We start from the raw sequence: 25,833 nt of genomic DNA, 5'->3' as shown, positions 1-25,833 counted from the left end.
GATTACGGCGGGTGGTGGCCCTCGGTGCCACCACCGTTACGCCCCGCTCAGGCCGGGCCCGAGGCCCGCTCAAGCCAGACGTGCCAGGTCGGACGGCGTGTCGATGTCGAAAGCCTCCGCGACGTCCCCGCACTCGACCAGCGTGAGCTCGGAGGCGTGCGCGCTCAAGTGCACCCGTGCGCCCTTGTCGCCCGTGGCCGTCGCCGCGATGTCCGCCCAGCGGTCCGCCCCGAACAGCACCGGATGCCCGCGCTCCCCGTCGTACGCCGCCGCCACCAGGCTCGCCGGGGAGCGGTACGCCCCCAGGACCCGGGCCACCGCGGCCGGCCCGATGCCCGGCTGGTCCACCAGCGACACCAGGGCCGCGCGGGCGCCCGTACCGGCCAGCGAGGCGAGGCCGACCCGCAGGGAGGAGCCCATGCCCTCCGCCCAGTCCGGGTTGTCGGTCACCACGCACCCGCTCAGGTCCGCGCGCTCGCGCACCTCGGCCGCCGAGGCGCCGAGCACGACGTGCACCGGGTCGCAGCCGGCCTCCCGCAGCACCCGTATGGCGTTCTCCACCAGCGGGCGGCCGCGATAGGGGAGCAGCGCCTTGGGCCGCCCGCCGAGCCGGCGGCCGCCGCCGGCCGCCAGGAGCAGACCCGCGATCACGAGTGGAGCGGTGGAAGCGGTGGAAGCGGTGGAAGCGGTGGCAGGGGTGTGGGCTGACATGTCACCGATTCTCGCCCCTGCCTGAAGGATCGCGGGCGCCGTTCGAGCACCTTGCGTACGGAGGCCAGCGCGGCCCGGATCCGCAGCGGCTCGCAGATCCGGTTCTCGGCGGCAGCCAGCAGGGCGCGTTCGTCGCGGTCGGTCAACATCTCGGCGTCTCCTTGCCAATCGGGGGCCAATGCAGCGAGTCTGAACCCGGATTGGCCTGGCAGGCAGAGCCAATCGGGGGAGGTTGGCATGGCAAACGGGCGAGTGGTCCAGACGGCGGACAGGACGATCGGCAGCCGCCAGCTCGCGGCGCTGCTCCCGGCCGAGGTGTTGGCCCGCCCCGGCTACCGCGGCATCGCCGACGCCGTGCGGACCCTGATCCTGGACGGCCGGATCGCCCTGCACGTACGGCTCCCCGCGGAACGGGAGCTGGCGGAGGCGGTCGGAGCCAGCCGGGCCACCGTCACCGGCGCCTACGACCTGCTGCGCGAGAGCGGCTACGTCCGCAGCCGGCGCGGCTCCGGCACCTGGACCGAGCTCCCCGAAGGCCATCACCCTGTCGGAGCCCACCTCGTCCTGGGCGCCGGCGGCCACAGCGCCGACGGTGACCCCGGCATCGACCTCGCCATCGCCGCGATGGGAGCCCCGGAGGGCAGCCTCGCCGAGGCCTTCGCCTGGGCCGCGCCCCGCCTGCCCCGGCTCGCCCGGACCCCCGGCTACCACCCCTTCGGCCTGCCCGACCTGCGCGCGGCCGTCGCCGACCGGTTCACCCGGCGCGGGCTGCCCACGCGCCCCGAGCAGATACTCGTCACCGCCGGAGCCCAGCAGGCCTTCGCGCTGGTCGTCAGCCTGCTCTGCCGGGCCGGGGACCGGGTCGTCACCGAGAACCCCACCTATGCCAACGCCCTCGACGCCCTGCGCCACGCGCGGCTGCGCACCGGGTCCATCGCCGTCTCCGACGCGGGCTGGGACATGGAGATCGCCGAGTCCACGCTGCGCCAGACCGTGCCGAGGCTGGCCTACACGATCCCCGACTTCCACAACCCGACGGGCGCGCTGATGCCGCCGGAGCAGCGGCTGAGGCTGCTCTCGGCGACCCGGGCCACCGGGACCTGGCTGGTGGTCGACGAGACCATCGCCGACATCGCGCTGGACGTCCCCGCGCCCGCGCCCATGGCCTCGCTCGCCCCGCGCGGCGGCGCGGACCACGTGATCACCATCGGCTCGCTCAGCAAGACCCACTGGGGCGGCCTGCGGGTGGGCTGGGTCCGGGCCACCGCGAAGATGATCACCGAGTTGACGGCCGTACGGGTCTCGGCCGACATGACCGGCTCGGTGCTCGACCAGCTGGTCGCGCTCCCGCTCATGGACGCCATGGACCGGTCCCTGCCGGCCCGGCTCGCGCAGCTGCGGATCCGGCGCGAGGCCCTGGTGCGGTCGCTCGAGCGGCACACCCCGGAGTGGTCCTGGAAGCTGCCGCCGGGCGGCCTCTCGCTCTGGGTCGACCTCGGCGAGCCGGTCAGCTCCGCCCTGTCCGAGCGGGCCGCGGCCGGCGGTGTGCACATCGGCCGCGGGGCACGCTTCGGGGTGGACCCGGGGACCTTCGAGCACCGGCTGCGGATCCCGTTCACCCTGCCCGCCGACCGGCTGGACGAGGGCGTACGCCGCCTCGCGCAGGCCTTCCACGACGGCGTACCGCTCTCTCCGGCGGTGGAACGGCCGCACTGGGTGGCCTGAGCCGAGCCGAGCGGTGCGGCGGGAGCGCCGGGCCGCCCGGGTCAGCTGTGCCGCAGCTCGCCCCAGGTCGCGGCGTCCACCGCGCCGGTGCGGGGGAGCCCCCGTATCCCCGGGAAGCGGCGCGTGGCCGACGCGGCGTCACGGCCGAAGACGCCCTCGGGCTCCTCCTCCGTCATCTGCAGCCTGCCGACGCCGGGACGGCCGCGAGGGCGGTCCCGGTCCTGCCGACGAGGAGTGCGGATCACGGGGTGCGGATGAGGCGGCGGGTGGCGGCCGCGGCCACCGCCGAGGTGCGGGAGTCGACGCCGAGCTTGGCGTAGATGTGGACCAGATGGGACTTGACCGTGGCCTGGCTCAGGAACAGCTTCTTGGAGATCTGCTGGTTCGACAGGCCGTCCGCGACCAGCTGCAACACCTCCAGCTCCCGCTTCGTCAGCGCCTCCGCGGGCGTCCGCATCCGGTCCATCAGGCGCAGCGCCACCGCCGGGGCCAGCGCCGACTGGCCCGCGGCCGCCGTGCGGACGGCCGCGGCCAGCTCCTCCGGCGGGGCGTCCTTGAGCAGGTAGCCCGAGGCGCCCGCCTCCACCGCGGCCAGGATGTCCGCGTCCGTGTCGTACGTGGTCAGGATCAGCACCCGGGGGGGCCGCTCCGAGGCGGTGATCAGGCGGGTGGCCGCCGAACCGTGCATCCCGGAACCGAACTGCAGGTCCATCAGGACCACGTCGACCGGTTCGGAGGCGGCCAGTTCCACCGCCCGCTCCGCGGTGGCCGCCTCGGCGACCACCGCGAAGTCCGGTTCCGTGTCCAGTACCGCGCGCAGCCCGGCCCGAACCACCGGGTGGTCGTCGGCGAGCAGCAGCCGGATCGTCATCAGGGGGCCTCCACGGGCAGCGGCAGGGTGACGGCCACGGCGGTGCCCTGGCCGGGGGCGGACTCGACGGTGAACAGCCCGCCCAGCGTCTGGGCCCGCGAACGCATCGCCGGCAGCCCGAAGCCGCCGCCGTCGCCGGACGGCGCCGACCCGGGGTCGAAGCCGGTCCCGTCGTCCACGATGTCCAGGGTGACCGAGGTGTCCATGAAGGTCAGGGTGATCTCGGCGCGCCCCGCCCGCGCGTGGCGCACCACATTGGCCAGCGCCGACTGCGCGATCCGCAGCAGGGCCACCTCGTACGGGGTGGGCAGCACCCGCGGCGGGCCGCTCAGGCAGAAGCGCACCCGCGGCCCGGGCGCCGCCGCGCACAGCCGCTCCAGGGCGGCGGCGAGCGACCCGTGCTCCAGATCGGGCGGGGTGAGGGCCCGTACGAAACGGCGTGCCTCGGCGAGGTTCTCCTGGGCGGCTTCCCGGGCCCGGCCGATGTGCTCCAACGCGGGAGCCCCGGGCGGCAGCGCCCGCTCGGCCGCCCGCAGCAGGAGCTGGATGGAGGACAGGCCCTGGGCCAGGGTGTCGTGGATCTCCCGGGCCAAGCGCTCGCGCTCCGCCAGGATCCCGGCGCCCCGCTCGGCCGCCGCCAGCTCGGCCCGCGTCGTGATGAGCTCCTCGATCAGCTCGCGCCGCCGCTCGCTCTCCCGGTACAGCGCCTGGTAGCCCAGTACGGTCGCCACCGCCACGGCGCCGCCGAGCAGCGGCCCGAGGAAGGCCCCGGGCGTTACGGCGCTGGTGTGCGCGAGGAAGCCGCCGATGGCCGCGCAGGCCGTCGCGGCGACGGCGGCGACCCCCCAGCGCAGCCGCAGCAGGTGCAGCTCCAGGAAGTACAGCGGGAAGGCGATCCACAGCGCGTCGGGGGAGACCACCAGGAGCGCGGCCCAGGCCGCGCCGAGCCCGGCGAGCCACACCGCCCCGGCGCGCGGCGAGCCGTGCACCGCGGGGGCCAGTACCCCGGCCAGGTACACGGCGGCCAGCAGCGCGCACACGGCGACCACCCACCCGTACCGGGGTGCTGAGTCGGCGACGGCCCGGGCGGCGGCCAGCGCGAGCAGCCCGAACAGCAGCGCGTGCAGGCACAGCCGCAGCATGCGCGAGACGGGCGTCAGCGGACGGGAGGCGGGGCGCGAGCCGGCGGGCGGGGCGGCGGGCGGGGCGGCGCGCGAGTCGGCGGGCGGGGCGAGGGGCGAGTGTGGTGCAACCATGGCCCGACCAGCCTAAGTGCGTCACCACCGCCCCCGGTCAACCGAAAGTTCGATGTCCGCGTGCGCCTTTCGATACCAGGATCGCTACCGTGGCGCGATGCCTCGGGTCCATGCGGACGGCCAGGGTGGGGAACATGTTCGTCGCATGGAGAGATCTACGGTTCGCCAAGGGCCGCTTCGCCCTCATGGGCTCGGTTGTACTGCTGATCACGCTGCTGGTCGGCCTGCTGTCCGGGCTCACCTCCGGCCTGGCCCGGGAGAACATCTCGGCCATCACCGGCCTGCCCGCCACCCACCTCGCCTTCGCCGCGCCCACCGGGGACCAGGAGGTGTCCTTCACCAACTCCCAGGTGTCCGAGAAGGCCTGGCAGTCCTGGCGGCAGGAGCCCGGGGTGCGGTCCGCGGAACCGCTCGGCATCCGTACGACCAACGCCCTCTCGGGGGAGCGCACCGCGGCCGTCTCCGTCTTCGGCGTGGACCCCGCGGGGAAGCTCGGTCCGCGGGGCGCCGGCCTCGCCCCGGGCGCGGTCGTCCTCACCGAGAAGGCCGCCAAGGAGCTCGGCGGCCTCACCGCCGGCGCCAAGCTCAAGACCGGCACGCTCGAACTGACCGTGGCCGCCGTCTCCGGCACCGCCGCCTACAGCCACACCCCGGTCGTCTGGATGGACCTGGGCGACTGGCAGCGCATGGGCAACTCCGCCAACCCCGGTACCTCCGTCGACACCCTCGCCACCGTCGTCGCCGTCTCCGGCAGCGGCATGGACCTCGGCGCCGCGGACGAGGCCGCGGGCACCAAGGCGCAGACGGTGGACGAGGCGCTCGGCGCCATCGGGTCCTACCAGGCGGAGAACGGCTCGCTGCAACTGATGCGGGGCTTCCTCTTCGCCATCTCCGCCCTGGTCATAGGGGCCTTCTTCACGGTGTGGACGATCCAGCGCAGCGGGGACATCGCCGTCCTGAAGGCACTCGGTGCCTCGACCGGCTACCTCCTCAAGGACGCCCTCGGCCAGGCCGTGGTCATGCTGACGATCGGCACCGGTGTCGGTACCGGGCTCGCGGCCGCCGTCGGCGCCCTGATCAGCGGCGGCGACGTGCCCTTCGTCCTCGACGCCGCCACCGTGCTGGTGCCCGCCGCGATCATGATCGCGCTCGGTGCGCTGGGCGCGGCCCTGTCCATCCGGCGCATCACCGCCGTAGACCCGCTGACCGCCCTCGGGAGCGTCCGATGACCCTGCTCGTCCACGACGTCACGCTCACCTACCCGGACGGCGACGGCCGGCTGACCGCGCTCGACTCCGTGTGCCTGGAGGTGCCCGCGGGCACGCTGACGGCGGTGATCGGGCCCTCCGGGTCCGGAAAGTCCAGCCTGTTGGCGGTCGCCTCCACCCTGGTCACCCCGGACGCCGGGCGGGTGGTCGTCGCGGGGCGGGACACCGCGCGGCTCGACGCCGCCGAGAAGTCGGCCCTGCGCCGCGAGAAGATCGGCATCGTCTTCCAGCAGCCGAACCTGCTGGCCTCCCTCACGGCCGCCGAGCAGCTGCAGGTGATGGCGCACCTCTCCGGCCGCCCCGCGGGCGCCCTGCGCCGCCGGGCCCTGGAACTGCTGGACTCGGTGGGTCTGGCCGACAAGGCCGACAGGCGCCCCCACCAGCTCTCCGGCGGGCAGCGCCAGCGCGTCAACATCGCCCGCGCCCTGATGAACGAGCCGGCGGTGCTGCTGGTCGACGAACCCACCAGCGCCCTCGACCACGAGCGGGGCGCGGCGGTGCTCGACCTGCTCGTCAACCTCACCCGGGACCGGTCCACGGCCACGGTCCTGGTCACGCACGACCACGCCCACCTCGACCGCATGGACCGGACGGTGACCATGACGGACGGCCGCCTGACCGAGGCCGTCACGACGGCCTGACGTACGCGGAAGGCCCCGGCACCCCCTGGGGGGGGCACCGGGGCTTTCCGCGTACGTGCGTCGGGGGGCCCTACGCCGGGTTCTGGCTCTGCAGGGCCACCGACAGCTCGGCCGCGATGCCCTGGAGGATCGGCACGATGGAGTCGGTCAGGGCCTCGGTCACCCGGCCCGCCGGGCCCGAGATGGAGATCGCGGCGGCGGTCGGCGAGTTCGGCACCGACACGGCGAGGCAGCGAACCCCTATCTCCTGCTCGTTGTCGTCGACCGCGTAGCCGGCCTTGCGGACCTGTTCCAGGGCCTCCAGGAAGCCCTCGGGCGTGGTGATGGTCTTCTCTGTCGCGGCCGGCATCCCGGTGCGCGCGAGCAGGGCCCGTACCTCCTCCGCGGGGGTGTAGGCGAGCAGGGCCTTGCCCACACCGGTGGAGTGCGGCAGCACGCGGCGGCCGACCTCGGTGAACATGCGCATGGAGTGCTTGGACGGCACCTGGGCGACGTAGACGATCTCGTCCCCGTCGAGCAGGGCCATGTTCGCCGTCTCGCCGGTCTCCTCGACCAGGCGGGCCAGGTAGGGGCGGGCCCAGGTGCCCAGCAGGCGCGACGCGGACTCGCCGAGGCGGATCAGCCGGGGGCCGAGGGCGTAGCGCCGGTTGGGCTGCTGGCGGACGTAGCCGCACGCCACGAGGGTGCGCATCAGCCGGTGGATGGTCGGCAGCGGCAGGCCGCTGGCCGCGGAGAGCTCGCTGAGTCCGACCTCGCCCCCGGCATCGGCCATGCGTTCGAGCAGATCGAAGGCGCGCTCAAGGGACTGGACGCCACCGCTGGCGGCGGTGGGCTTATCGGAAGCGTCGGTGGTGCTGGCGCTGGACGTCGGCACGGGCGCGGTCCTTTCGGTGCTGGCAGGCAAGCAAGCAGCCTACCGGTCGGTCGGCGTCGGCCCTAGAGCCGGGGACCGCCGTCTGGGCCGGTCAGAGGCGGTATGTCCGGCAGCGGACGGCCCCGGGAACTTGGCCGTCCGGCAGTCGGCGGTGGTAGCTACATTCTGTAGAGCGAAATCTTAATTCCATTCTGTGGAAACATCCAATTGCGAGGAAGGTGCGTCGGCGGTCCGTCCGGGCACTCTTGACTGGCCCCGGATCCAGGGGAAGACTCCGTCAACAGAACGTTGAATTTCGCTCTGTGGAAGTAGATGGGGAGGTTCCGGTGTCCGACCTGGCCGTGGAACTGGTACTGCGCTCGACGCGCGTCATCACCCCCGAGGGGACGCGCGCCGCTTCGGTGGCCGTCACCGGCGGGAAGATCGCGGCCGTGCTGCCGTACGAGGCCGAGGTGCCGGCCGGGGCCCGGCTGGAGGACCTCGGGGACGACGTGCTCCTCCCCGGCCTCGTCGACACCCACGTCCACGTGAACGACCCGGGCCGCACCGAGTGGGAAGGCTTCTGGACGGCCACCCGCGCCGCCGCGGCCGGAGGCATCACCACGATCCTCGACATGCCGCTCAACTCCCTGCCGCCGACCACCACGACCGACAACCTGCGCGTCAAGCAGGAGGTCGCCCGCGCCAAGGCGCACGTGGACATCGGTTTCTGGGGCGGCGCCCTGCCGGACAACGTCAAGGACCTGCGCCCGCTGCACGACGCCGGCGTCTTCGGCTTCAAGTGCTTCCTGTCGCCCTCGGGCGTGGAGGAGTTCCCCGAGCTCGACCAGGACCAACTGGCCGCCTCCCTCGCGGAGATCACCGGCTTCGGCGGCCTGATGATCGTGCACGCCGAGGACCCGCACCACCTGGAGTCGGCCCCGCAGAACCCGGGCCCCAAGTACGCGGACTTCCTCGCCTCCCGCCCCAAGGACGCGGAGAACACCGCGATCCAGAACCTGATCGACCAGGCCAGGCGGCTGCACGCCCGCGTGCACGTCCTGCACCTGTCGTCCTGCGACGCGCTGCCCCTGATCGCCGCGGCCAAGGCCGAGGGCGTCAAGATCACCGTCGAGTCCTGCCCGCACTTCCTCACCCTGACCGCCGAGGAAGTCCCGGACGGCGCGACCGAGTTCAAGTGCTGCCCGCCCATCCGCGAGGCCGCCAACCAGGACCTGCTCTGGGACGCCCTCGCCGACGGCACCATCGACTGCATCGTCTCCGACCACTCGCCCTCCACCGCGGACCTGAAGACCGGCGACTTCGCCACCGCCTGGGGCGGCATCTCCTCCCTCCAGCTGGGCCTCCCGGCGATCTGGACCGAGGCGAAGGAGCGCGGACGCTCCCTCGAAGAGGTCGTCCGCTGGATGTCCGCCGCCCCGGCCGCGCTCGCCGGCCTGGCGCAGAAGGGCGCGATCGAGGCCGGCCGCGACGCCGACTTCGCCGTCCTGGCCCCCGAAGAGACCTTCACCGTGGACCCCGCGGAGCTGCACCACCGCAACCAGGTCACGGCGTACGCGGGCAAGACCCTGCACGGCGTCGTGAAGTCCACCTGGCTGCGCGGCACGCAGATCGCCGACCACGGCACCCCGACCGAGCCCACGGGCCGACTTCTCGAAAGGCAGAACTGACAGTGGCGATTGAATCCTTCACCGGCAACGCGAACCCGTACGGGGGCGGCGACCCGTACGCGGACTACCGCACCGCGGACTTCCCGTTCACCCAGTACGCGAACCTCGCCGCCCGCGAGCTGGGCGCCGGTGTCATCGCCGCCAACGACGAGTTCTTCGCCGAGCGCGAGAACCTGCTCATCGCCGAGGCCGCGCACTTCGACCCCGAGCACTTCGGCCACAAGGGCAAGGTCATGGACGGCTGGGAGACCCGCAGACGCCGCGGCACCAGCGCCACGCAGCCCTGGCCGACCCCCGAGGACCACGACTACGCCCTGATCCGGCTCGGCGCCCCCGGGGTCATCCGCGGCATCGTCGTCGACACGGCCCACTTCCGCGGCAACATGCCGCAGGCCGTGTCGGTCCAGGGCGCCTCGGTCGTGGGCTCCCCGACCGCGCAGGAGCTCCTCTCCGACGACGTGAAGTGGACGACCCTCGTCGAGCGCACCCCCGTCGGCGGCCACGCGGCCAACGGCTTCGAGGTCGACGTCGAGCAGCGCTTCACGCACCTGCGCCTGAACCAGCACCCGGACGGCGGCGTCGCCCGCCTGCGCGTCTACGGAGAGGTCCGCCCCGACCCCGAGTGGCTCGCCGCGCTCGGCACCTTCGACGTCGTCGCCCTGGAGAACGGCGGCTCGGTCGAGGACGCGTCCAACCGCTTCTACTCCCCGCCGACCAACACCATCAACCCGGGCCGCTCCCGCAAGATGGACGACGGCTGGGAGACCGCCCGCCGCCGTGACAACGGCAACGACTGGATCCGCTACCAGCTCGTCGCCGAGTCCGAGATCCGCACCGTCGAGATCGACACCGCCTACCTCAAGGGCAACTCGGCAGGCTGGGCCGCGCTGTCCGTCAAGACCGGCGAGGAGGGCGACTGGACGGAGTTCCTGCCGCGCACCCGCCTGCAGCCCGACACCAACCACCGCTTCGTGCTGGACGCCCCGGCGGTCGGCACGCACGTGCGGATCGACATCTTCCCGGACGGCGGCTTCTCCCGCCTGCGGCTGTACGGCTCCCTGACGGAGCAGGGCGCGGCCGCGCTGACGGCCCGCCACCAGGAGCTGGGCGGCTGACGCCACCCCCCTCCGACGAGACCGCGCGGCCGCCCGGGGGCCGACACCCCCGGGCGGCCGGGCGGGCACCGTTGCGGTACTAGGCCGCGTGCCCGCCGTCCACCGCGAACTCCGCGCCCGTGACGTACGCGGCTCCCTCCCCGGCGAGGAACGCCACCACGGCGGCCACCTCCCGAGGCGCGCCGTACCGGCCCAGCGCCGTCAACGCGCGCTGCGGGTCCGCGTACGGCCCGTCGGCGGGGTTCATGTCGGTGTCCACCGGGCCGGGGTGCACGATGTTGGCCGTGATCCCGCGCTCGCCCAGCTCCCGGGCCAGCGCCTTGGTCAGTCCGATCAGTGCCGCCTTGCTCATCGCGTACAGCGTGCCGCCCGGCCCCGGCACCCGCTGGGTCATGCAGCTGCCGATGGTGATGATCCGGCCGCCGCGCCCCATCCGCCCCGCCGCCGCCTGCGCGGTCAGGAACGCGCCCCGTACGTTGACGGCGAGCACCCGGTCCACGTCCGCGAGGCCGAGCCCGTCGAGCGGGCCGAGCACGCCCACCCCGGCGTTGTTGACCAGTACGTCGAGCCGGCCGAGCGTGCGTACGGTCTCCTCCACCGCCGCCACGGCCTGCGCGGCCTCGCCCGCGTCGGCCCGTACGGCCAGCGCGCGCCGCCCGAGGGCCTCGACCTTGCCGACCACCTCGGCCGCGGCCTGCGCGTCGTTCACGTAGGTGATCGCGACGTCGTACCCGTCCCGCGCCAGCCGCAGCGCGCCGGCCGCGCCGATCCCACGGCTGCCGCCGGTCACCAGTGCCACAGATCCGCTCATGGGCTCCTCCTCGGTTGAATGGTTGCGAGTTCAATGAAATGGGAGTCCGGGGGCGGGTGCTGGCAGGAATCGGACGTGGCGTTTTCGCGCGCCGCACCGATGAGTCCGCGGGGGTCCGGGAGTCTGAATCCGTGCAAGGACGACCGAGCAAGGAGCGCGGAGCCATGGGAAAACTGACCCTCACCACCTTCCTGACCCTCGACGGCGTGATGCAGGGCCCCGGCGGGCCCGACGAGGACACCAGCGGCGGGTTCGAGTACGGCGGCTGGGTCGTGCCGTACGTCGACGAAGGCATGATGGAGTTCGTCACCGAGCTCTTCGGCCGGGCCGGGGCGTTCCTGCTCGGCCGCCGGACGTACGAGATCTTCGCGGGCTACTGGCCGAAGATCACCGACCCTGCCGACCCCGTCGCGAGCCGGCTGAACGGGCTGCCCAAGTACGTCGCTTCGGCCACGCTGAAGGAGCCCGAGTGGGCCGGCACCACCGTGCTCGACGGGGAGCAGCTGCAGGGCGAGGTGATGCGCGTCAAGGACGCGCTGGACGGCGAGCTCCAGGTGCACGGGAGCGGCCTGCTCGCGCAGTGGCTGCTGGCGCGGGACCTGGTCGACGAGCTGAACCTGCTGGTGTACCCGGTGTTCCTGGGAACGGGACGCCGGCTGTTCCCCATCGGCGGCCTGCCGACGGCCTGCGACCTGGTCGCCTCCCGCACCACCCCGAGCGGCGTCGCCGTCCACACCTACCGGCCCACCGGCCGTCCCGCCTTCGGCGCCATCGGCTGACCCGGGACGGCCGGCCCCGTGCCCGCCGGGAAATCCCTCGACCGGTGTGATCATGCTCCGGTAGCGTGGCCGCACCCGTGCGAGCCGCCGACGCCTCCACCCGCTTCCCGCCGCTGGAGGACCCCCGGTGACATCGCCCGCCCTCGCAGGCCCGGCCCCCGCGCTCGCCCCCCGCGGGGGCCTGTTCGCCGATCTGCCCGTCCTGGCCGTGGCCGTCGTATGGGGCGGCAGCTACCTCGCGGCCAAGGGCATCACCACCGCCCACACCGTGGTGGCCGTTCTGGTCCTGCGCTTCGCGCTGGTGCTGCCCGTCCTCGTGGTCGCGGGCCGCCGGCGACTGCGCGCGCTCGCCCCCGCCCAGTTGCGCGGCGCGGGCGTGCTGGGGCTCGTACTCGGCGGGATCTTCCTGCTGGAGACCTACGGGGTCGTCCACACCTCGGCCACCAACGCAGGGCTGATCATCAGCCTGACCATGATCTTCACCCCGCTCGCCGAGGCCGCCGTGCGCCGCACCGCCCCCTCGTCCGCCTTCCTCGGCGCGGCCGCGGTCTCCGTCGCCGGAGTCGTGCTGCTCACCCAGGGCGCTGGATTCACCGCCCCCGGCCTCGGTGACCTGCTCATCCTCGGCGCCGCCCTCGCCCGGACCCTGCACGTCCTGCTGATGGCCCGCATCAAGGCCGTCCAGGACGCCGACTCGCTCTCCCTGACCACCGTCCAGCTCGGCGCCGCCGTGCTGGTCTTCGCCGTGCTCGCCACCCTGCCGGGGACGGGCGCCGCGCCGTGGGAGGCGGCCGCGGACTTCGGGGGCGCCGAGTGGGCCGGGCTCGCGTTCCTCTCCGTCTTCTGCACCCTCTTCGCCTTCTTCGTGCAGATGTGGGCCGTTCGCGCCACCTCGCCCTCCCGGGTCAGCCTGCTGCTGGGAACCGAACCCCTGTGGGCGGCCGCCGCGGGCATCGCGATCGGCGGGGAACACCTCGGTCAGGCCGGCCTCGCGGGAGTCGCCCTGGTGCTCGCCGGTACCGCCTGGGGCCGGCGAGCGGCAGGCTGAAGAGCGGCGGGGCCGCGGACTGAACAGATTGTCGAAAACCGCCGTCACCCGGTGATCGACGGCCCTACTGTGGCCCCCATGCCCGCGCACTTACCGGTCGGGGAGCCCCGGATCCCGCAGATCCGGCAACTCCTCCAGGCGCACCCGGCGCCGCTCCCGCCGCGACAGCTCGCACGCCTCCGCGACGCGGAGCGCGGCGAGCGCCTCCCGGCCGTCGCACGGGTTGGGGCCCTCGCCCCGCACCAGCCGGACGAAGGCCGTCAGCTCCGCCTCGTAGGCCGGGCCGAAGCGCTCCAGGAACCCCGTCCACGGCTTGCTCGCCGGAGGCGGGCCGTGGGGTTCGGTCGACGCGATCGGCGTACGGTCGTCCAGCCCGGCCGAGACCTGGTCCCGCTCCCCGGCCAGCTCCATCCGCACGTCGTAGCCGGCGCCGTTGCAGCGCGTCCCCGTCGCGGTGACGAGCGTGCCGTCGTCCAGACAGAGCACGGCCGCGGCGGTGTCGATGTCGCCCGTCTCGCGGAAGCGGACCGGCCCCGCGTCCGACCCGGCCGCGTACACCTCCACCACCTCGTGGCCGGTCACCCAGCGGACCATGTCGAAGTCGTGCACGAGGCAGTCCCGGTACAGCCCGCCGGAGCCCGCCAGGTACTCGGCGCTCGGCGGCGCCGGATCCGCGGTCATCGTCCGTACGGTGTGCAGCCGCCCCAGCGCGCCCGAGCGGACCAGGTCCCGCGCCGTGCGGTAGCCCGCGTCGAAGCGCCGCATGAACCCCATCTGGAGCGCCCCTCCCGTCGCCTCCACCTCGCGCATCACCGACAGGGTGCGGGCCAGGTCCGGGGCCAACGGCTTCTCGCAGAACACCGGCAGCCCGCCGCGTACCGCCCGTACGACCAGATCCGGGTGCCCGTCGGTGGCGCAGGCCACCACCACCGCGTCGACGCCCCAGGTGAAGATCTGCTCGACCGTGGGCGCGGCGGTGGCCCCGAGCCGGTCGGCGAGGCGCGCCGCCCGCGCGGGGTCGGCGTCGGCGAGCAGGAGCGAGCCCGCCTGCGGCTGGCGGGCCAGCGCCGCCGCGTGGAAGGACCCGATCCGGCCCGTCCCGATGAGCCCGATGCGCATGCACTCAACGTGACCCCGTCCGGGGGAGCTGTCAATCTGCCCGGCTCTGTCCCCCGAAGGCCACGATGGTTCGCGGCGGCCCCGATGGCCCTGCATGGTCCACTGTGACGGATACTGGGCGGCTGGAAACGGAATGCACCGATTTTCTCAAGACCGGATTTCTCAAGACCGGCAAGTGTGGCAGGACAAGGGAAGGCGCGGCAGACGTGGCTAGGGTTCGGACAGGGGTACGCGTCGTGGGCGCCGTGCTCGCGGCGGTACTGGGAGCCTCCCTCGTGGGCTGCAGCAGTACGGGCGGCAAGCGCGCCGAGGAGCGGGCGAAGGCGGCCGAGGCGGGCCGTCCGGCGGTCTCCACGCCGCGCTGGACCTTCGCGATGGTCACCCACGCGGGCGACGGCGACACCTTCTGGGACATCGTGCAGAAGGGCGCCAAGGAAGCCGCGGCGAAGGACAACATCAACTTCGTCTACGCCCACGACGACCAGGCGCAGCAGCAGGCGCAGTTCGTACAGAACGCCATCGACCAGAAGGTCGACGGGCTGATCGTCAGCCTCGCCAAGCCCGAGGCCCTCAAGGACGTCCTCGCCAAGGCCGTCAAGGCCGGCATCCCGGTGGTCACGGTCAACTCCGGATCGGCCCAGTCCGCCGAGTACGGGGCCCTGACCCACATCGGCCAGGACGAGGAGGTCGCCGGCGAGGCGGTCGGCGCCGAGCTGACGAAGCGCGGCAGGAAGCGCGCCGTGTGCGTCCTGCACGAGCAGGGCAACGTCGGGCACGAGCAGCGCTGCGCCGGGGCGAAGAAGGCCTTCGGCGGCACCATGGAGAACCTGTACGTCGAGGGCACCAACATGCCCTCCGTCCAGGCCGCCCTCCAGGCCAAGCTCCAGGCCGACCCGTCCATCGACGCGATCCTCACCCTCGGCGCGCCCTTCGCCCCCACCGCCGTCAAGGCGAAGGACGCCGCGGGCAGCAAGGCCGAGGTCGACACCTTCGACCTCAACGCGTCGGTCGCCCGCGACCTGAAGTCCGGCGCCCTCGGCTTCGCCGTCGACCAGCAGCCCTACCTCCAGGGCTACGAGGCGATCGACCTGCTGTGGCTCTACCGGTACAACGCGGACGTGCTCGGCGGCGGCCGCCCGGTGCTCACCGGACCGCAGATCGTCACCGCCGCCGAGTCCGCCAAGCTGGAGGAGTACATCAAGCGGGGCAGCCGATGACCGCCGCCTCCGCCGTCGACGAACGGCTCGCCCCCACCTCGCTGGCGCGCCGCCTGCTGGGCCGCCCCGAGCTGGGCGCGGTCGTCGGGGCGGCCGCCGTCTTCGTCTTCTTCTCCTTCGCCGCCGACAGCTTCCTGCGGGCCTCCAGCCTGAGCACGGTCCTGTACTCGGCCTCCACCATCGGGATCATGGCGGTCCCGGTGGCCCTGCTGATGATCGGCGGCGAGTTCGACCTGTCCGCCGGCGTCATGGTCACCACCTCGGCGCTGTTCAGCTCGATGTTCAGCTACCAGATGACCGCCAACGTCTGGGTCGGCGTCATGGTGTCCCTGCTGGTCACGCTGGCCATCGGCTTCTTCAACGGGTTCATGCTGACCCGCACCAGACTGCCGAGCTTCATCATCACGCTCGGCACCTTCCTGATGCTGACCGGCCTGAACCTCGGCTTCACCAAGCTGATCAGCGGATCGGTGTCCACCAAGACCATCGCCGACATGGAGGGCTTCTCCTCCGCCCGCGCGCTCTTCGCCTCGCAGTGGACCATCGGCTCGGTCACCCTCAAGGTCACCATCCTGTGGTGGCTGGCCCTGGTGGCCGTGGCCACCTGGATCCTGCTGCGCACCCGCGCCGGGAACTGGATCTTCGCGGTCGGCGGCGGGGCGGACGCGGCCCGTGCGACCGGCGTCCCCGTCGTGAAGACCCGTATCGGCCTGTACATGGGCGTCGCCCTGTGCGCCTGGATCTCCGGCCAGCACATCCTCTTCTCGTTCGACGTGGTCCAGTCCGGCGAGGGCGTCGGCAACGAGTTCCTGTACATCATCGCGGCCGTCATCGGCGGCTGCCTGATGACCGGCGGCTACGGCTCGGCGATCGGCTCGGCCGTCGGCGCCTTCATCTTCGGCATGACCAGCAACGGCATCGTGTACGCCCAGTGGAACCCGGACTGGTTCAAGTTCTTCCTCGGCGCGATGCTCCTGCTGGCCACGCTGCTCAACGCATGGGTCCGCAAGCGGGCGGAGGCGAAGTGACACCGAAAGCTGTGACCCCGACAAGCGTGACCGCGCTGGTGAAGCTGACGGACGTCAGCAAGTACTACGGCAACATCCGGGCCCTCCAGGGCGTCTCCCTGGAGGTCTCAGCGGGCGAGATCACCTGCGTCCTGGGTGACAACGGCGCCGGCAAGTCCACCCTCATCAAGATCATCGCGGGGCTGCACCGGCACGACGCCGGCTCCTTCGAGATCGAGGGGGAGGAGACGGTGCTCGCGAACCCGCGCGCCGCCCTCGACCTCGGCATCGCCACCGTCTACCAGGACCTCGCCGTCGTCCCGCTCATGCCCGTCTGGCGGAACTTCTTCCTCGGCTCCGAGCCCACCAAGGGCCGCGGCCCCCTGCGCCGCCTCGACGTGGAGTTCATGCGCGAGACCACCCGCGCCGAGCTCCTGCGCATGGGCATCGACCTGCGCGACGTGGACCAGCCCATCGGCACCCTGTCCGGCGGCGAGCGCCAGTGCGTGGCCATCGCCCGCGCCGTGTACTTCGGCGCGAAGGTCCTCGTCCTGGACGAGCCGACGGCCGCCCTCGGCGTCAAGCAGTCCGGCGTGGTCCTCAAGTACGTCGCCGCCGCCCGCGACGCGGGCCTCGGCGTGGTCCTGATCACGCACAACCCGCACCACGCCCACCTGGTCGGGGACCGCTTCGTCCTCCTCAAGCGCGGCACCATGGCGGGCAGCCACACCCGCGACTCGATCACCCTGGACGAACTCACCCGGCAGATGGCGGGTGGATCCGAGCTCGACGAACTGAGCCACGAACTGGAGCGAGTGGCAGAATCAGGGCCTGAGGCCGTTTCCGGCACCACCGAACCATGAGGGACGACACGACTCGATGAGCACGTACCGGGACTTCACGCTCGCCCACCGGGGGTCGGCGCGAGGCACCGTCCTGCGGACCATCGGAACCCGTGAGCGCCGGTCGCACCTGACCGCCCCGCGCGTCCCGACCGTCGGCATCGACATCGGCGGCACCAAGGTGATGGCGGGCGTCGTCGACGCCGACGGCATCATCCTGGAGAAGATCCGGGCCGAGACCCCGGACAAGTCCAAGAGCCCCAAGGTCGTCGAGGACACCATCGTCGAGCTGGTCCTCGACCTCTCCGACCGGCACGACGTCCACGCGGTGGGCATCGGCGCGGCCGGCTGGGTCGACGCCGACCGCTCCCGCGTCCTGTTCGCCCCGCACCTGGCCTGGCGCGACGAGCCGCTGCGCGACGCCCTCCAGTCCCGGCTCGCGGTCCCCGTCATGGTGGACAACGATGCCAACACCGCGGCCTGGGCCGAATGGCGCTTCGGCGCCGGCCGCGGCGAGGACCACCTCGTCATGATCACGCTCGGCACCGGCATCGGCGGGGCCATCCTCGAAGGCGGCCAGGTCAAGCGCGGCCGCTACGGGGTGGCCGGCGAGTTCGGCCACATGCAGGTCGTCCCCGGCGGCCACCGCTGCCCCTGCGGCAACCGCGGCTGCTGGGAGCAGTACAGCTCCGGCAACGCCCTGGTCCGCGAGGCCCGCGAACTGGCCGCCGCCGATTCCCCGGTGGCGTACAACATCATCGCCAGGGTCGGCGGCAACGTCCAAGAGATCACCGGGCCGCTCATCACCGAGCTGGCCCGCGAGGGCGACGCGATGTGCGTCGAGCTCCTCCAGGACATCGGCCAGTGGCTCGGCGTCGGCATCGCCAACCTCGCCGCCGCCCTCGACCCGTCGTGCTTCGTCATCGGCGGTGGCGTCAGCGCCGCCGACGACCTGCTGATCGGCCCCGCCCGGGACGCCTTCCGGCGCCACCTCACCGGCCGCGGCTACCGCCCCGAGGCGCGCATCGCCAAGGCCCAGCTCGGCCCCGAGGCCGGCATGGTCGGCGCCGCCGACCTCGCCCGGCTCGTCGCCCGCCGCTTCCGCCGCGCCACGCGCCGGCGCGTCGAGCGGTACGAGCGCTACGCGCAACTGGGCCGGCGCGACATCACCCCCGGCACCCCCGAGGACCAGGAACAGCAGTGAACCCGCCCCCGCCCACCCTGCCCCGTCAGGCCTCCGCACCCGACGACGGCGCCCCGACGCCGCCCGCCGAGGACCGCAAGCACGTCGTCCGGCGCCGCTGGGTCACCGCGATCATCATCCTGCTGCTGGTCGGCGTCCCGGCCGGCTACCTGGCCGTCTCCGCGCAGCAGAGCCGCCAGAGCGGCCGCGACAAGGCGGCCAAGGTCGGCGCCGTCAAAGTGCGCACGGCCTGGCCGTCGAAGGTGCAGCGCAGCATCTACGAGGTCCCCGTCCCGCCCCAGGCCTGGCGGGTCGGGTACCTGGAGACCAACAACTGGCACACCAGCCGGCTGTTCGTGCAGTTCGCCGCCACCCCGGCGCAGCTGGACACCTTCCTGGAGGACATCGGCTCCAGCCGGGCCGAGCTGACCCGCGGGGTCTCGATCTCCCCGCACGACGCGGCGGTGGCGGGCTGGAGCTGGAGCCCGAAGAACTCCTGGTACGGGACCACCCTGGACCCGGCGAACCCCCGGCCCACGCGGGACGTCACGGTCGACCTCACGGACCCGGACAACCCCAAGGTCTACGTGGTCTCCACCGCCATTCCGTAAGCCGCGGCCGGTATTGGCCCGCCCCGGCGGGCTCAGTGGCTAGCCTGGGATCATGAAGCTCACGAAGCGGCTGCACTCCTGTGTCCAGCTGGAGAAGGACGGGCGCGTGCTCGTCATCGACCCGGGCGTGTTCAGCGAATCCGACGCGGGTCTCGGGGCGGACGTCCTGCTGGTCACGCACGAGCACCCCGACCACTTCGACGAGGGCCGGCTGCGGGCCGCCCTCGACGCGAACCCGGCCGCCGCGCTGTGGACGCTGCGCAGCGTCGCCGACCGGCTCGCCCCCGCCTATCCGGGCCGGGTGCACACCGTGGGCCACGGCGACGCCTTCACCGCCGGCGGATTCGAGGTGCAGGTGCACGGCGAACTGCACGCGGTGGTCCACCCGGACATCCCGCGGGTCACCAATGTCGGCTACCTGGTGGACGGTTCGCTCTTCCACCCCGGGGACGCACTGACCGTGCCGGCGGCCCCGGTGGACACGCTGATGATCCCGGTGCACGCCCCCTGGAACAAGGTCTCCGAGGTGATCGACTACGTCCGCGAGGTCAAGCCCCGCCGAGCCATCGACATCCACGACGCCTACCTCTCCGACATCGCCCGGCCCATCTACGACGCCTCGCTGGGCGCCCTCTCCGGCGCCGAGCACAGCCGGCTCACCGCCGGGGACGCCACCGACCTGTGACTGTCGGTGCCGGGCGGTAGGTTGGGACGCATGCGTATCGCCACCTTCAACGTCAACTCGATCACCGCCCGGCTGCCGCGCCTGCTGGCCTGGCTGGAGAGCTCCGGCACCGATGTCCTGTGCGTCCAGGAGACCAAGTGCTCCGCGGAGCAGTTCCCGCACGCCGAGCTGCGCGAGCTGGGCTACACGGCGGCCGTCAATGCGACCGGCCGGTGGAACGGCGTGGCCCTGATCTCCCGGGTGGGCCTGGACGACGTGACGCTCGGGCTGCCCGACGGCCCGGACTACGAGGGCGTCCAGGAGCCCCGTGCCCTCTCCGCCACCTGCGGCGGGGTGCGCCTGTGGTCGGTGTACGTGCCCAACGGCCGCGAGGTCGAGCACGACCACTACGGCTACAAGCTGAACTGGTTCCGCTCCCTCGCCGCCGCCGTCGCCGAGGACGCGTCCGGCCCGCGCCCCTTCGCCGTGCTCGGCGACTTCAACGTGGCCCCGACCGACGAGGACGTCTACGACCCGGCGGTCTTCGCGGGCTCCACCCACGTCACCCCGGCCGAGCGGGCCGCCCTGGAGGCGCTGCGGGCCGCCGGGCTGTCCGATGTCGTACCGCGGCCGCTCAAGTACGACCGCCCGTACACGTACTGGGACTACCGCCAGCTCGCCTTCCCGAAGAACCGGGGCATGCGCATCGACCTGGTCTACGGCAACGCGCCGTTCGCCAAGGCGGTCACCGATGCGTACGTCGACCGCGAGGAGCGCAAGGGCAAGGGCGCGTCCGACCACGCACCGGTCGTCGTGGACCTCGACCTCGACCGCGGCTAGTGCCGTCCTGGCGATCACCGGCGGTGCAGGCGCGCCCTGTGGCCAGCGGGGGATCCTGGTGCCAGTCTGGGCGGTATGAACATCCCTTTCCTGGACAACTGGCTGAACCGACACGAAACGGAACGGGGTGCGGGGCTCGCCGCCGCCCTCGCGGTTGATCCCGCGGGCATCAACGAGCTGTTCGCCGAGTGTGAGCTGCTGCGTGACCAGGCGCGACGGGCCGGGCTCGAACTCGACGGGAGCCCGGCCTCGTTGGAGGCGCTCGACCAGCTGATGCCGCGCTGGCGGCGGGACCCCGAGGTGGTGCCGTGGCTCGGCAACGACGCGGGTTTCTACCTCGGGACCGTGATCATCCGGACCATCCCGGGAACCGCCTGGCAGGTGTGGCCCAACGGTCAGCCGATCATCCGACTGGCCTCGGGGCGGGAGCTGAACGTCGTCGAGTCGGGGGTGTCGTGGGCCATGACGGGATCGCCGGAGCTGAGCCAGGCGTACGCAGAGGCCTCGGAGGGCTGATCCGGCCGGTCTCATCACGCCGTGGGCTTTATGTGGCTTTTAGGGCGTGTCGAGGCGAAGTGCCCTTCCTGGCTGGATAGTTTGCGCTGACCTCGACACACCGACAAGTGGGCAGGGCAGCGCATGGCCGTCGATCCGTTGATCGAGCTGCGGGACGTCAACAAGCACTACGGAGAGTTGCACGTCCTCCAAGACATCAACCTCACCGTCGGCCGCGGGGAGGTGGTGGTGGTCATCGGCCCCTCCGGCTCCGGGAAATCGACCCTGTGCCGGGCCATCAACCGGCTGGAGACCATCGAATCGGGCACCATCCTCCTCGACGGACGCCCGCTGCCCGACGAGGGCAAGGAGCTGGCCGAACTGCGCGCCGAGGTCGGGATGGTCTTCCAGTCCTTCAACCTCTTCGCCCACAAGACCGTCCTCGCCAACATCTCCCTGGCGCAGACCAAGGTCAGGAAGCGCAAGAAGGACGAGGCCGACAAGCGTTCCCGCGAGCTCCTGGACCGGGTCGGCCTCGCCAGCCAGGCCGACAAGTACCCCGCCCAGCTCTCCGGCGGTCAGCAGCAGCGCGTCGCCATCGCCCGAGCCCTCGCCATGAGCCCCAAGGCGCTGCTCTTCGACGAGCCCACCTCCGCGCTCGACCCGGAGATGATCAACGAGGTGCTGGAGGTCATGCAGCAGCTCGCCACCGAGGGCATGACCATGGTCGTGGTCACGCACGAGATGGGCTTCGCCCGCTCCGCGGCCAACCGCGTCGTGTTCATGGCCGACGGAAGGATCGTCGAGGACCGCGCCCCGGAGGCCTTCTTCACCGCCCCCGAGAGCGACCGGGCCAAGGACTTCCTCTCCAAGATCCTCAAGCACTGAGGGGGCCGGCCCGATGACCCGCACACGCAGCTCGCTCCTGCCCGCCTGTGTCCTCGTCCTCGCGCTCCTCGGCGCCGTCACCGGCTGCGGCAAGTCCGGCAGCCCACCGGTCAAGGGTCCGCAGCCCGAGGACCTGCCGGCGTACCGGGTCGACGAGGGCTTCCAGCTGCCCCAATCGCGCACCTGGGAGAAGGCCAGGCGCCGCGGCCACCTCGTGGTCGGCGCCAAGGAGGACCAGCCGTACATGGGGGAGAAGGACCCCGCCAGCGGCCGCTACTCCGGCTTCGACATCGAGATCGCCAAGATGCTGTCGGCCTCGCTCGGCTTCGACCCCAAGACGATCGAGTTCAAGACCATCGCCTCCGCCAACCGCGAGACCGCCCTGCAGAACGGCCAGATCGACTTCTACGTCGGCACCTACACGATCAACGCCAACCGCAAGAAGCAGGTCGGCTTCGCCGGCCCCTACTTCATGGCCGGCCAGTCCCTGCTCGTGCGCAAGGGGGAGAAGGACATCAAGGGCCCCGAGGACCTCGCCGGCAAGAAGGTCTGCTCGGCCGCGGGCTCCACCCCCTACCAGCGGCTCCAGAAGGAGTTCCCCCGGGCCGTCCTGGTCGCGTACGACACCTACTCGATCTGCATCGACAACCTGCTGACCTACCAGGTGGACGCCGTCTCCACCGACGACTCCATCCTCCTCGGCTACGCGGCCAAGGTCCCGGAAGAGCTCAAGGTGGTCGGCAAGCCGTTCTCCGAGGAGCCCTACGGCGTCGGCGTCCCGCGCTCCGACAACGCGCTCCGCTTCGCCCTCGACGACGCCCTCGCGCGAAACGAGAAGGACGGCAACTGGAAGAAGGCCTACGAGGCCACGCTCGGCCTGTCCGGCGAGCCGGCCCCGAAACCGCCCGCCATCGACCGCTACCCGGCGGGCTGAGGGGAGAGCGCACCGCCATGGACGTACTCACCGAGAACTTCTCGCTCTACGCAAAGGGCTTCCTCGGCACCGTCGAGCTGACGGTCTACGCCTCGCTCGTCGCCCTGGTCCTGGGCTTCCTGATGGCTTCCTTCCGCGTGGCGCCCGTCGGCTCCTTCCGCGTCTTCGGCACCGTGTGGGTGACCGTGCTCCGCAACACCCCGCTGACCCTGCTCTTCTTCGCGGTGCTGCTGGGCCTGCCGCGCTTCGGGATCGTGCTGCCCTTCCAGCTCTTCGCCGTGCTCGCGCTCGGCTGCTACACCTCCGCCTTCATCTGCGAGGTGCTGCGCTCGGGCATCAACACCGTTCCCAAGGGCCAGGGCGAGGCGGCCCGCAGCCTCGGCATGACCTTCGGGCAGACCCTGGGCACCGTCGTGCTCCCGCAGGCCTTCCGCTCGGTCATCCCGCCGGTCGGCTCCACCCTGATCGCCCTCGCCAAGAACTCGGCGATCGCCGGCGCCTTCAGCGTCACCGAGCTGCTGGGCACGTACAAGCCGCTCAACGAGCTGGGCTACAGCATCGTCTGGACCTTCATCTGGATCGCTGTCGGGTACCTGATCATCACCCTGTCCATCAGCGCGCTCTTCAACGTGCTGGAGAAGCGCTACGGAGTCGCCCGATGACCGCGCACGCGCTCCAAGGGGACATCGAGTCCACCGCCCTCTACGACCTGCCCGGTCCCCGGGCCAGGCGGCGCCACTTCCTGTACGGGATCGCCTCGACCGTGGTGATCCTCGCACTGGTCGGCTGGCTCCTCTACCTGCTCTTCGACACCGACCAGTTCACCGCCGCCAAGTGGGGCCCCTTCGCGTACGAGGGCATCCAGGAGCTGCTGCTGAGGGGCTTGCGGAACACCCTCAAGGCCTTCGCGTACGCCTCGGTGCTCTCGCTCCTGCTCGGCGCGGTGCTCGCCACGGGCCGGCTGTCGATCCACCGGCCGGTGCGCTGGCTGGCGACGCTGTGCGTGGAGTTCTTCCGGGCCATGCCGGTACTGGTGATGATCTTCTTCATCTTCGTCGCGCTGAAGGTGCAGCCGCTGCCCGCGCTGGTGGCCGGCCTGACCCTGTACAACGGCTCGGTGCTGGCGGAGGTCTTCCGTACGGGCATCAACTCGGTCGAGAAGGGCCAGCGCGAAGCCGCGTACGCCCTGGGCATGCGCAAGGCCCAGGTGATGACCTACGTCCTCGCCCCGCAGGGGGTCCGGGCGATGCTGCCCACCATCATCAGCCAGCTGGTGGTGGCGCTGAAGGACACCTCGCTGGGCTTCCTGATCACCTACGAGGAGTTCCTGCACGCGGGCAAGCTGATCGCCTCGAACCTCGACTACGACCTGCCCTTCATCCCCGTCGTCATGATCATCTCTCCCCTCTACATCGGCATGTGCATGCTGCTCTCCTGGTTCGCCACCTGGGTGGCCCGGCGCCAGCGGCGCAACCCCAAGACCGAGGCGGTCGACGTCGCCCCGGCCGAACCCGGCACGGCGCTGCCGGGCACGCTCCTCTAGGCCGTCTCCGGTTCGAAGAGTCACCCGCCCGGCAGCAGTCGTGGATCACTGCTCGCGCAGCGGCACCGAGACGTAGCTGGGATCGGTGCGCGGCGAGGAGAAGGTCAGCTGCGCGCCGGTCGGGTTGTGCTCGATGTAGAGCGGGTCGACGGTGTCGACGACGAGGGCGAGCCGGTGCCCCTCGGGCACGTCGTAGGCGGTGGAGAAGAGCTCCAGGTCCACTCCGAAGGACTGGCCGGGCGCCTTGTCGTGGAAGGTGTACGGGGCGTTCGTGATCAGTTTGCCGATGCCGAGCGGGCCGACGTCGTAGAGGTACGCGACGAAGGTGCCGTCCGACTTGGTGGGCGTGAGCGTGGTGTGCAGCTTCACCGTGCCGCGCACCCGGCGCTCCTCGTCGTAGCGCTGCGACTGCCAGACGGCGGCGAAGGCGCGGGGGAGGAGGGGGATGGAGGCGACCGGGGGCGCCTGGGCGAACTGGTCGAGGACGCTGGACAGGAAGATGATCCCGCCGTCGGCGCCGGAGTCGACATTGGCGAAGAGGTGCTCGCTGTCGGCGAGCGCGAGTCTTTCGGCGCCGCCGGAGCCGACCGCCTTCCAGTCGGCGTAGCCCTCGTACCCGTCGTTGCTGCGGGACTTGATCTGCACCGGGGCCTCGGCGTCCACGCCGTTGCGCTCGCCCTTGAGGTAGCGGTCGAACCAGCGGTGGGCGTTGGTCCAGGTGTCGTTGGGCAGGCCGAGCAGGCCGGTGCCCTCGGCGGTGGCGTGGTCGCCGGGGCGCAGCTCCAGGCGCTTGGGGCCGGTCAGCTCCTCGAAGAACTTCGCGTACTGGTTGGGAGGGAAGATGGTGTCGCCCCATGCGTTGCCGAGCATGATCGCGGCGCCGTTGGCGTTGATCCGGTCCACCTGCCCGGCGGCCGAGCGCTTCTTGCCCCAGTCGATCATCTGCTGTTCCCGGTCCAGCTTCGAGCCGAGGAAGTCGCCGAGGATCTGCTGGAGTTCCGGGCCGGGCCTGCCGGTGAGGAAGCCGGCGGCGCCGAGCATCCCGGCGGCCTGGAGGTGCTGGGTGCGGCCGGAGTAGATGGACTCGATGAGGTCGGCCCAGCCGCTGAGCGCGACCACTGCCTTGATGCGGGCGTCGTGCGCGGAGGCCAGCAGGCTGATCCCGGCGCCGTACGAGACCCCGCCCAGGCCGATGCGGTCCGCGTCGGCGGGGGTGGTGGCGAGGGCCCAGTCGATCACGGCGGAGACGTCGGCGATGTCCTTGGGTCCGGCGGTCTCGATCTCGCCGCCGGAGAGCCAGAACCCGCGGGAGGTGTAACTGACCACGACGTAGCCGGAGTCGGCGAGCTTCTTGGCCTGGACGATGTATTCGATCTGCGGCAAGCCCCAGCTGGTGGGGAGCACGATCAGCGGGTACCTGCGGCCGGGCTCGGCGCCGGCCGGGGTGAAGACGTTGCCCTTGAGGGTGATGCCGCCGGAGCCGGGGATGTCGTGGAAGCGGAGCTCGGCCGGTGTGGTCGCCGCAGCGGTGGTGACTGCCGTGGGCGCCGCCTGGGCCTGGTGGGGGGCCAGGCCCAGGGCGGCTGCCGCGAGCAGGGCTGCCACGGCTGCTGCGGTGGTGGTGCGGACTACCATCAATCGCTCCTCGCGTGGGCCGGGTCGTCAAAGTGACCCGACGGTAACGGGAGGGGGTTACTGGAAGTAACCCATGGGTAAGTTAC

At 72.1% G+C, this 25,833-nt stretch carries 27 protein-coding genes; 19 read left to right on the top strand and 8 right to left on the bottom strand.

Annotation, left to right across the window (positions count from 1 at the left end; translation table 11 throughout):
• Positions 1 to 69: 69 nt before the first annotated feature.
• On the bottom strand, positions 70 to 711 hold the full coding sequence (locus tag ACFWB8_RS02640) for an NTP transferase domain-containing protein (RefSeq protein ID WP_385221411.1): 642 nt from the start codon (positions 709 to 711) through the stop codon (positions 70 to 72).
• Positions 712 to 948: 237 nt separating this feature from the next.
• On the opposite strand from ACFWB8_RS02640, the gene ACFWB8_RS02635 reads away from it, so the two are divergent.
• Positions 949 to 2,436, top strand: a complete 1,488-nt coding sequence (locus tag ACFWB8_RS02635) for a PLP-dependent aminotransferase family protein (protein WP_385221409.1) — start codon at positions 949 to 951, stop codon at positions 2,434 to 2,436.
• Between the two features lie 41 nt (positions 2,437 to 2,477).
• On the opposite strand, the gene ACFWB8_RS02630 is transcribed toward ACFWB8_RS02635, so the two are convergent.
• The 3 genes from ACFWB8_RS02630 to ACFWB8_RS02620 all read right to left on the bottom strand — a co-directional run bounded on the left by ACFWB8_RS02630 (position 2,478) and on the right by ACFWB8_RS02620 (position 4,449).
• Positions 2,478 to 2,612, bottom strand: coding sequence for a peptidoglycan-binding protein (locus tag ACFWB8_RS02630; protein ID WP_385221406.1), 135 nt, complete (start codon positions 2,610 to 2,612; stop codon positions 2,478 to 2,480).
• A 65-nt stretch (positions 2,613 to 2,677) separates the two neighbouring features.
• Positions 2,678 to 3,307 carry a response regulator gene (locus ACFWB8_RS02625; RefSeq protein WP_385221403.1) on the bottom strand — a complete coding sequence of 210 codons (630 nt, stop codon included), beginning with the start codon at positions 3,305 to 3,307 and terminating at the stop codon, positions 2,678 to 2,680.
• Positions 3,307 to 4,449, bottom strand: coding sequence for a sensor histidine kinase (locus tag ACFWB8_RS02620; protein WP_385221645.1), 1,143 nt, complete (start codon positions 4,447 to 4,449; stop codon positions 3,307 to 3,309). The genes ACFWB8_RS02625 and ACFWB8_RS02620 overlap by 1 nt, the downstream gene beginning before the upstream one ends.
• 248 nt (positions 4,450 to 4,697) lie before the next feature.
• On the opposite strand from ACFWB8_RS02620, the gene ACFWB8_RS02615 reads away from it, so the two are divergent.
• Both ACFWB8_RS02615 and ACFWB8_RS02610 read left to right on the top strand, forming a co-directional pair.
• Positions 4,698 to 5,792 carry an ABC transporter permease gene (locus ACFWB8_RS02615; RefSeq protein ID WP_385221400.1) on the top strand — a complete coding sequence of 365 codons (1,095 nt, stop codon included), beginning with the start codon at positions 4,698 to 4,700 and terminating at the stop codon, positions 5,790 to 5,792.
• Positions 5,789 to 6,472, top strand: a complete 684-nt coding sequence (locus ACFWB8_RS02610; RefSeq protein WP_385221398.1) for an ABC transporter ATP-binding protein — start codon at positions 5,789 to 5,791, stop codon at positions 6,470 to 6,472. Before ACFWB8_RS02615 ends, ACFWB8_RS02610 begins: the two co-directional genes overlap by 4 nt.
• A 70-nt stretch (positions 6,473 to 6,542) precedes the next feature.
• On the opposite strand, the gene ACFWB8_RS02605 is transcribed toward ACFWB8_RS02610, so the two are convergent.
• The gene (locus ACFWB8_RS02605) at positions 6,543 to 7,346 is read right to left on the bottom strand and encodes an IclR family transcriptional regulator (protein ID WP_385221396.1); all 804 of its coding nucleotides are present in this window, start codon (positions 7,344 to 7,346) and stop codon (positions 6,543 to 6,545) included.
• A gap of 335 nt (positions 7,347 to 7,681) precedes the next feature.
• Here ACFWB8_RS02605 and allB point away from each other — a divergent pair, with 335 nt between their 5' ends.
• On the top strand, positions 7,682 to 9,016 hold the full coding sequence (gene allB, locus ACFWB8_RS02600; protein WP_385221643.1) for an allantoinase AllB: 1,335 nt from the start codon (positions 7,682 to 7,684) through the stop codon (positions 9,014 to 9,016).
• Between the two features lie 2 nt (positions 9,017 to 9,018).
• Positions 9,019 to 10,131: an allantoicase gene (gene alc / locus ACFWB8_RS02595; RefSeq protein WP_385221393.1), complete on the top strand. Its 1,113-nt coding sequence runs from the start codon at positions 9,019 to 9,021 to the stop codon at positions 10,129 to 10,131.
• Between the two features lie 79 nt (positions 10,132 to 10,210).
• On the opposite strand, the gene ACFWB8_RS02590 is transcribed toward alc, so the two are convergent.
• The gene (locus ACFWB8_RS02590; protein ID WP_385221390.1) at positions 10,211 to 10,942 is read right to left on the bottom strand and encodes an SDR family oxidoreductase; all 732 of its coding nucleotides are present in this window, start codon (positions 10,940 to 10,942) and stop codon (positions 10,211 to 10,213) included.
• A gap of 164 nt (positions 10,943 to 11,106) precedes the next feature.
• Between ACFWB8_RS02590 and ACFWB8_RS02585 the strand changes: the two genes are divergently transcribed.
• Both ACFWB8_RS02585 and ACFWB8_RS02580 read left to right on the top strand, forming a co-directional pair.
• Complete coding sequence (locus tag ACFWB8_RS02585) at positions 11,107 to 11,721, top strand: dihydrofolate reductase family protein (protein ID WP_385221387.1); 615 nt, start codon at positions 11,107 to 11,109, stop codon at positions 11,719 to 11,721.
• 127 nt (positions 11,722 to 11,848) lie between these two features.
• Positions 11,849 to 12,769, top strand: a complete 921-nt coding sequence (locus ACFWB8_RS02580; RefSeq protein WP_385221384.1) for a DMT family transporter — start codon at positions 11,849 to 11,851, stop codon at positions 12,767 to 12,769.
• A gap of 90 nt (positions 12,770 to 12,859) precedes the next feature.
• Here ACFWB8_RS02580 and ACFWB8_RS02575 read toward each other — a convergent pair whose 3' ends face one another.
• Entirely contained in the window at positions 12,860 to 13,888 is a 1,029-nt protein-coding gene (locus ACFWB8_RS02575; RefSeq protein ID WP_385221381.1) for a Gfo/Idh/MocA family oxidoreductase, read from the bottom strand.
• A gap of 236 nt (positions 13,889 to 14,124) precedes the next feature.
• On the opposite strand from ACFWB8_RS02575, the gene ACFWB8_RS02570 reads away from it, so the two are divergent.
• The 12 genes from ACFWB8_RS02570 (at position 14,125) to ACFWB8_RS02515 (ending at position 24,112) form a co-directional block, all read left to right on the top strand.
• Positions 14,125 to 15,105 (top strand): sugar ABC transporter substrate-binding protein, encoded by a 981-nt coding sequence (locus ACFWB8_RS02570; protein ID WP_385221378.1) that lies wholly within the window; start codon positions 14,125 to 14,127, stop codon positions 15,103 to 15,105.
• The gene (locus tag ACFWB8_RS02565) at positions 15,102 to 16,133 is read left to right on the top strand and encodes an ABC transporter permease (protein WP_385221375.1); all 1,032 of its coding nucleotides are present in this window, start codon (positions 15,102 to 15,104) and stop codon (positions 16,131 to 16,133) included. The genes ACFWB8_RS02570 and ACFWB8_RS02565 overlap by 4 nt, the downstream gene beginning before the upstream one ends.
• Positions 16,103 to 16,975 carry an ATP-binding cassette domain-containing protein gene (locus ACFWB8_RS02560; RefSeq protein WP_385221372.1) on the top strand — a complete coding sequence of 291 codons (873 nt, stop codon included), beginning with the start codon at positions 16,103 to 16,105 and terminating at the stop codon, positions 16,973 to 16,975. Before ACFWB8_RS02565 ends, ACFWB8_RS02560 begins: the two co-directional genes overlap by 31 nt.
• Before the next feature lie 16 nt (positions 16,976 to 16,991).
• The gene (locus ACFWB8_RS02555; RefSeq protein ID WP_385221370.1) at positions 16,992 to 18,158 is read left to right on the top strand and encodes an ROK family glucokinase; all 1,167 of its coding nucleotides are present in this window, start codon (positions 16,992 to 16,994) and stop codon (positions 18,156 to 18,158) included.
• A complete protein-coding gene (locus ACFWB8_RS02550) occupies positions 18,155 to 18,748 on the top strand; it encodes a hypothetical protein (protein ID WP_385221368.1) in 594 nt (197 codons plus the stop codon). The genes ACFWB8_RS02555 and ACFWB8_RS02550 overlap by 4 nt, the downstream gene beginning before the upstream one ends.
• Before the next feature lie 52 nt (positions 18,749 to 18,800).
• Entirely contained in the window at positions 18,801 to 19,433 is a 633-nt protein-coding gene (locus ACFWB8_RS02545; protein ID WP_385221365.1) for an MBL fold metallo-hydrolase, read from the top strand.
• 30 nt (positions 19,434 to 19,463) lie between these two features.
• Positions 19,464 to 20,252: an exodeoxyribonuclease III gene (locus ACFWB8_RS02540; RefSeq protein ID WP_385221362.1), complete on the top strand. Its 789-nt coding sequence runs from the start codon at positions 19,464 to 19,466 to the stop codon at positions 20,250 to 20,252.
• 75 nt (positions 20,253 to 20,327) lie between these two features.
• On the top strand, positions 20,328 to 20,768 hold the full coding sequence (locus ACFWB8_RS02535; RefSeq protein WP_385221359.1) for a DUF6278 family protein: 441 nt from the start codon (positions 20,328 to 20,330) through the stop codon (positions 20,766 to 20,768).
• A 123-nt stretch (positions 20,769 to 20,891) separates the two neighbouring features.
• Positions 20,892 to 21,635 carry an amino acid ABC transporter ATP-binding protein gene (locus ACFWB8_RS02530; protein WP_385221356.1) on the top strand — a complete coding sequence of 248 codons (744 nt, stop codon included), beginning with the start codon at positions 20,892 to 20,894 and terminating at the stop codon, positions 21,633 to 21,635.
• A gap of 13 nt (positions 21,636 to 21,648) precedes the next feature.
• Entirely contained in the window at positions 21,649 to 22,569 is a 921-nt protein-coding gene (locus tag ACFWB8_RS02525) for a glutamate ABC transporter substrate-binding protein (protein ID WP_385221353.1), read from the top strand.
• A 17-nt stretch (positions 22,570 to 22,586) separates the two neighbouring features.
• Positions 22,587 to 23,231: an amino acid ABC transporter permease gene (locus tag ACFWB8_RS02520; protein ID WP_385221351.1), complete on the top strand. Its 645-nt coding sequence runs from the start codon at positions 22,587 to 22,589 to the stop codon at positions 23,229 to 23,231.
• Entirely contained in the window at positions 23,228 to 24,112 is an 885-nt protein-coding gene (locus ACFWB8_RS02515) for an amino acid ABC transporter permease (protein WP_385221348.1), read from the top strand. The genes ACFWB8_RS02520 and ACFWB8_RS02515 overlap by 4 nt, the downstream gene beginning before the upstream one ends.
• A 45-nt stretch (positions 24,113 to 24,157) precedes the next feature.
• On the opposite strand, the gene ACFWB8_RS02510 is transcribed toward ACFWB8_RS02515, so the two are convergent.
• Positions 24,158 to 25,747 carry a CocE/NonD family hydrolase gene (locus tag ACFWB8_RS02510; RefSeq protein ID WP_385221345.1) on the bottom strand — a complete coding sequence of 530 codons (1,590 nt, stop codon included), beginning with the start codon at positions 25,745 to 25,747 and terminating at the stop codon, positions 24,158 to 24,160.
• Positions 25,748 to 25,833: the final 86 nt, after the last annotated feature.

Source organism: Streptomyces sp. NPDC060031 (assembly GCF_042736805.1).
In the GTDB taxonomy this organism is placed as follows: domain Bacteria; phylum Actinomycetota; class Actinomycetes; order Streptomycetales; family Streptomycetaceae; genus Streptomyces.
The sequence above is the reverse complement of the archived record's forward strand: the minus strand, read 5'-3'. Positions and strand labels throughout refer to the sequence as shown.

What these genes read in the sequence shown, in the direction of transcription:
- ACFWB8_RS02640 (WP_385221411.1), bottom strand. Translation starts at nt 711, where the DNA reads ATGTCAGCCCACACCCCTGCCACCGCTTCCACCGCTTCCACCGCTTCC.
- ACFWB8_RS02635 (WP_385221409.1), top strand. Translation starts at nt 949, where the DNA reads ATGGCAAACGGGCGAGTGGTCCAGACGGCGGACAGGACGATCGGCAGC.
- ACFWB8_RS02630 (WP_385221406.1), bottom strand. Translation starts at nt 2,612, where the DNA reads ATGACGGAGGAGGAGCCCGAGGGCGTCTTCGGCCGTGACGCCGCGTCG.
- ACFWB8_RS02625 (WP_385221403.1), bottom strand. Translation starts at nt 3,307, where the DNA reads ATGACGATCCGGCTGCTGCTCGCCGACGACCACCCGGTGGTTCGGGCC.
- ACFWB8_RS02620 (WP_385221645.1), bottom strand. Translation starts at nt 4,449, where the DNA reads ATGCTGCGGCTGTGCCTGCACGCGCTGCTGTTCGGGCTGCTCGCGCTG.
- ACFWB8_RS02615 (WP_385221400.1), top strand. Translation starts at nt 4,698, where the DNA reads ATGTTCGTCGCATGGAGAGATCTACGGTTCGCCAAGGGCCGCTTCGCC.
- ACFWB8_RS02610 (WP_385221398.1), top strand. Translation starts at nt 5,789, where the DNA reads ATGACCCTGCTCGTCCACGACGTCACGCTCACCTACCCGGACGGCGAC.
- ACFWB8_RS02590 (WP_385221390.1), bottom strand. Translation starts at nt 10,942, where the DNA reads ATGAGCGGATCTGTGGCACTGGTGACCGGCGGCAGCCGTGGGATCGGC.
- ACFWB8_RS02585 (WP_385221387.1), top strand. Translation starts at nt 11,107, where the DNA reads ATGGGAAAACTGACCCTCACCACCTTCCTGACCCTCGACGGCGTGATG.
- ACFWB8_RS02575 (WP_385221381.1), bottom strand. Translation starts at nt 13,888, where the DNA reads ATGCGCATCGGGCTCATCGGGACGGGCCGGATCGGGTCCTTCCACGCG.
- ACFWB8_RS02565 (WP_385221375.1), top strand. Translation starts at nt 15,102, where the DNA reads ATGACCGCCGCCTCCGCCGTCGACGAACGGCTCGCCCCCACCTCGCTG.
- ACFWB8_RS02560 (WP_385221372.1), top strand. Translation starts at nt 16,103, where the DNA reads ATGGGTCCGCAAGCGGGCGGAGGCGAAGTGACACCGAAAGCTGTGACC.
- ACFWB8_RS02555 (WP_385221370.1), top strand. Translation starts at nt 16,992, where the DNA reads ATGAGCACGTACCGGGACTTCACGCTCGCCCACCGGGGGTCGGCGCGA.
- ACFWB8_RS02545 (WP_385221365.1), top strand. Translation starts at nt 18,801, where the DNA reads ATGAAGCTCACGAAGCGGCTGCACTCCTGTGTCCAGCTGGAGAAGGAC.
- ACFWB8_RS02540 (WP_385221362.1), top strand. Translation starts at nt 19,464, where the DNA reads ATGCGTATCGCCACCTTCAACGTCAACTCGATCACCGCCCGGCTGCCG.
- ACFWB8_RS02535 (WP_385221359.1), top strand. Translation starts at nt 20,328, where the DNA reads ATGAACATCCCTTTCCTGGACAACTGGCTGAACCGACACGAAACGGAA.
- ACFWB8_RS02530 (WP_385221356.1), top strand. Translation starts at nt 20,892, where the DNA reads ATGGCCGTCGATCCGTTGATCGAGCTGCGGGACGTCAACAAGCACTAC.
- ACFWB8_RS02525 (WP_385221353.1), top strand. Translation starts at nt 21,649, where the DNA reads ATGACCCGCACACGCAGCTCGCTCCTGCCCGCCTGTGTCCTCGTCCTC.
- ACFWB8_RS02520 (WP_385221351.1), top strand. Translation starts at nt 22,587, where the DNA reads ATGGACGTACTCACCGAGAACTTCTCGCTCTACGCAAAGGGCTTCCTC.
- ACFWB8_RS02515 (WP_385221348.1), top strand. Translation starts at nt 23,228, where the DNA reads ATGACCGCGCACGCGCTCCAAGGGGACATCGAGTCCACCGCCCTCTAC.
- ACFWB8_RS02510 (WP_385221345.1), bottom strand. Translation starts at nt 25,747, where the DNA reads ATGGTAGTCCGCACCACCACCGCAGCAGCCGTGGCAGCCCTGCTCGCG.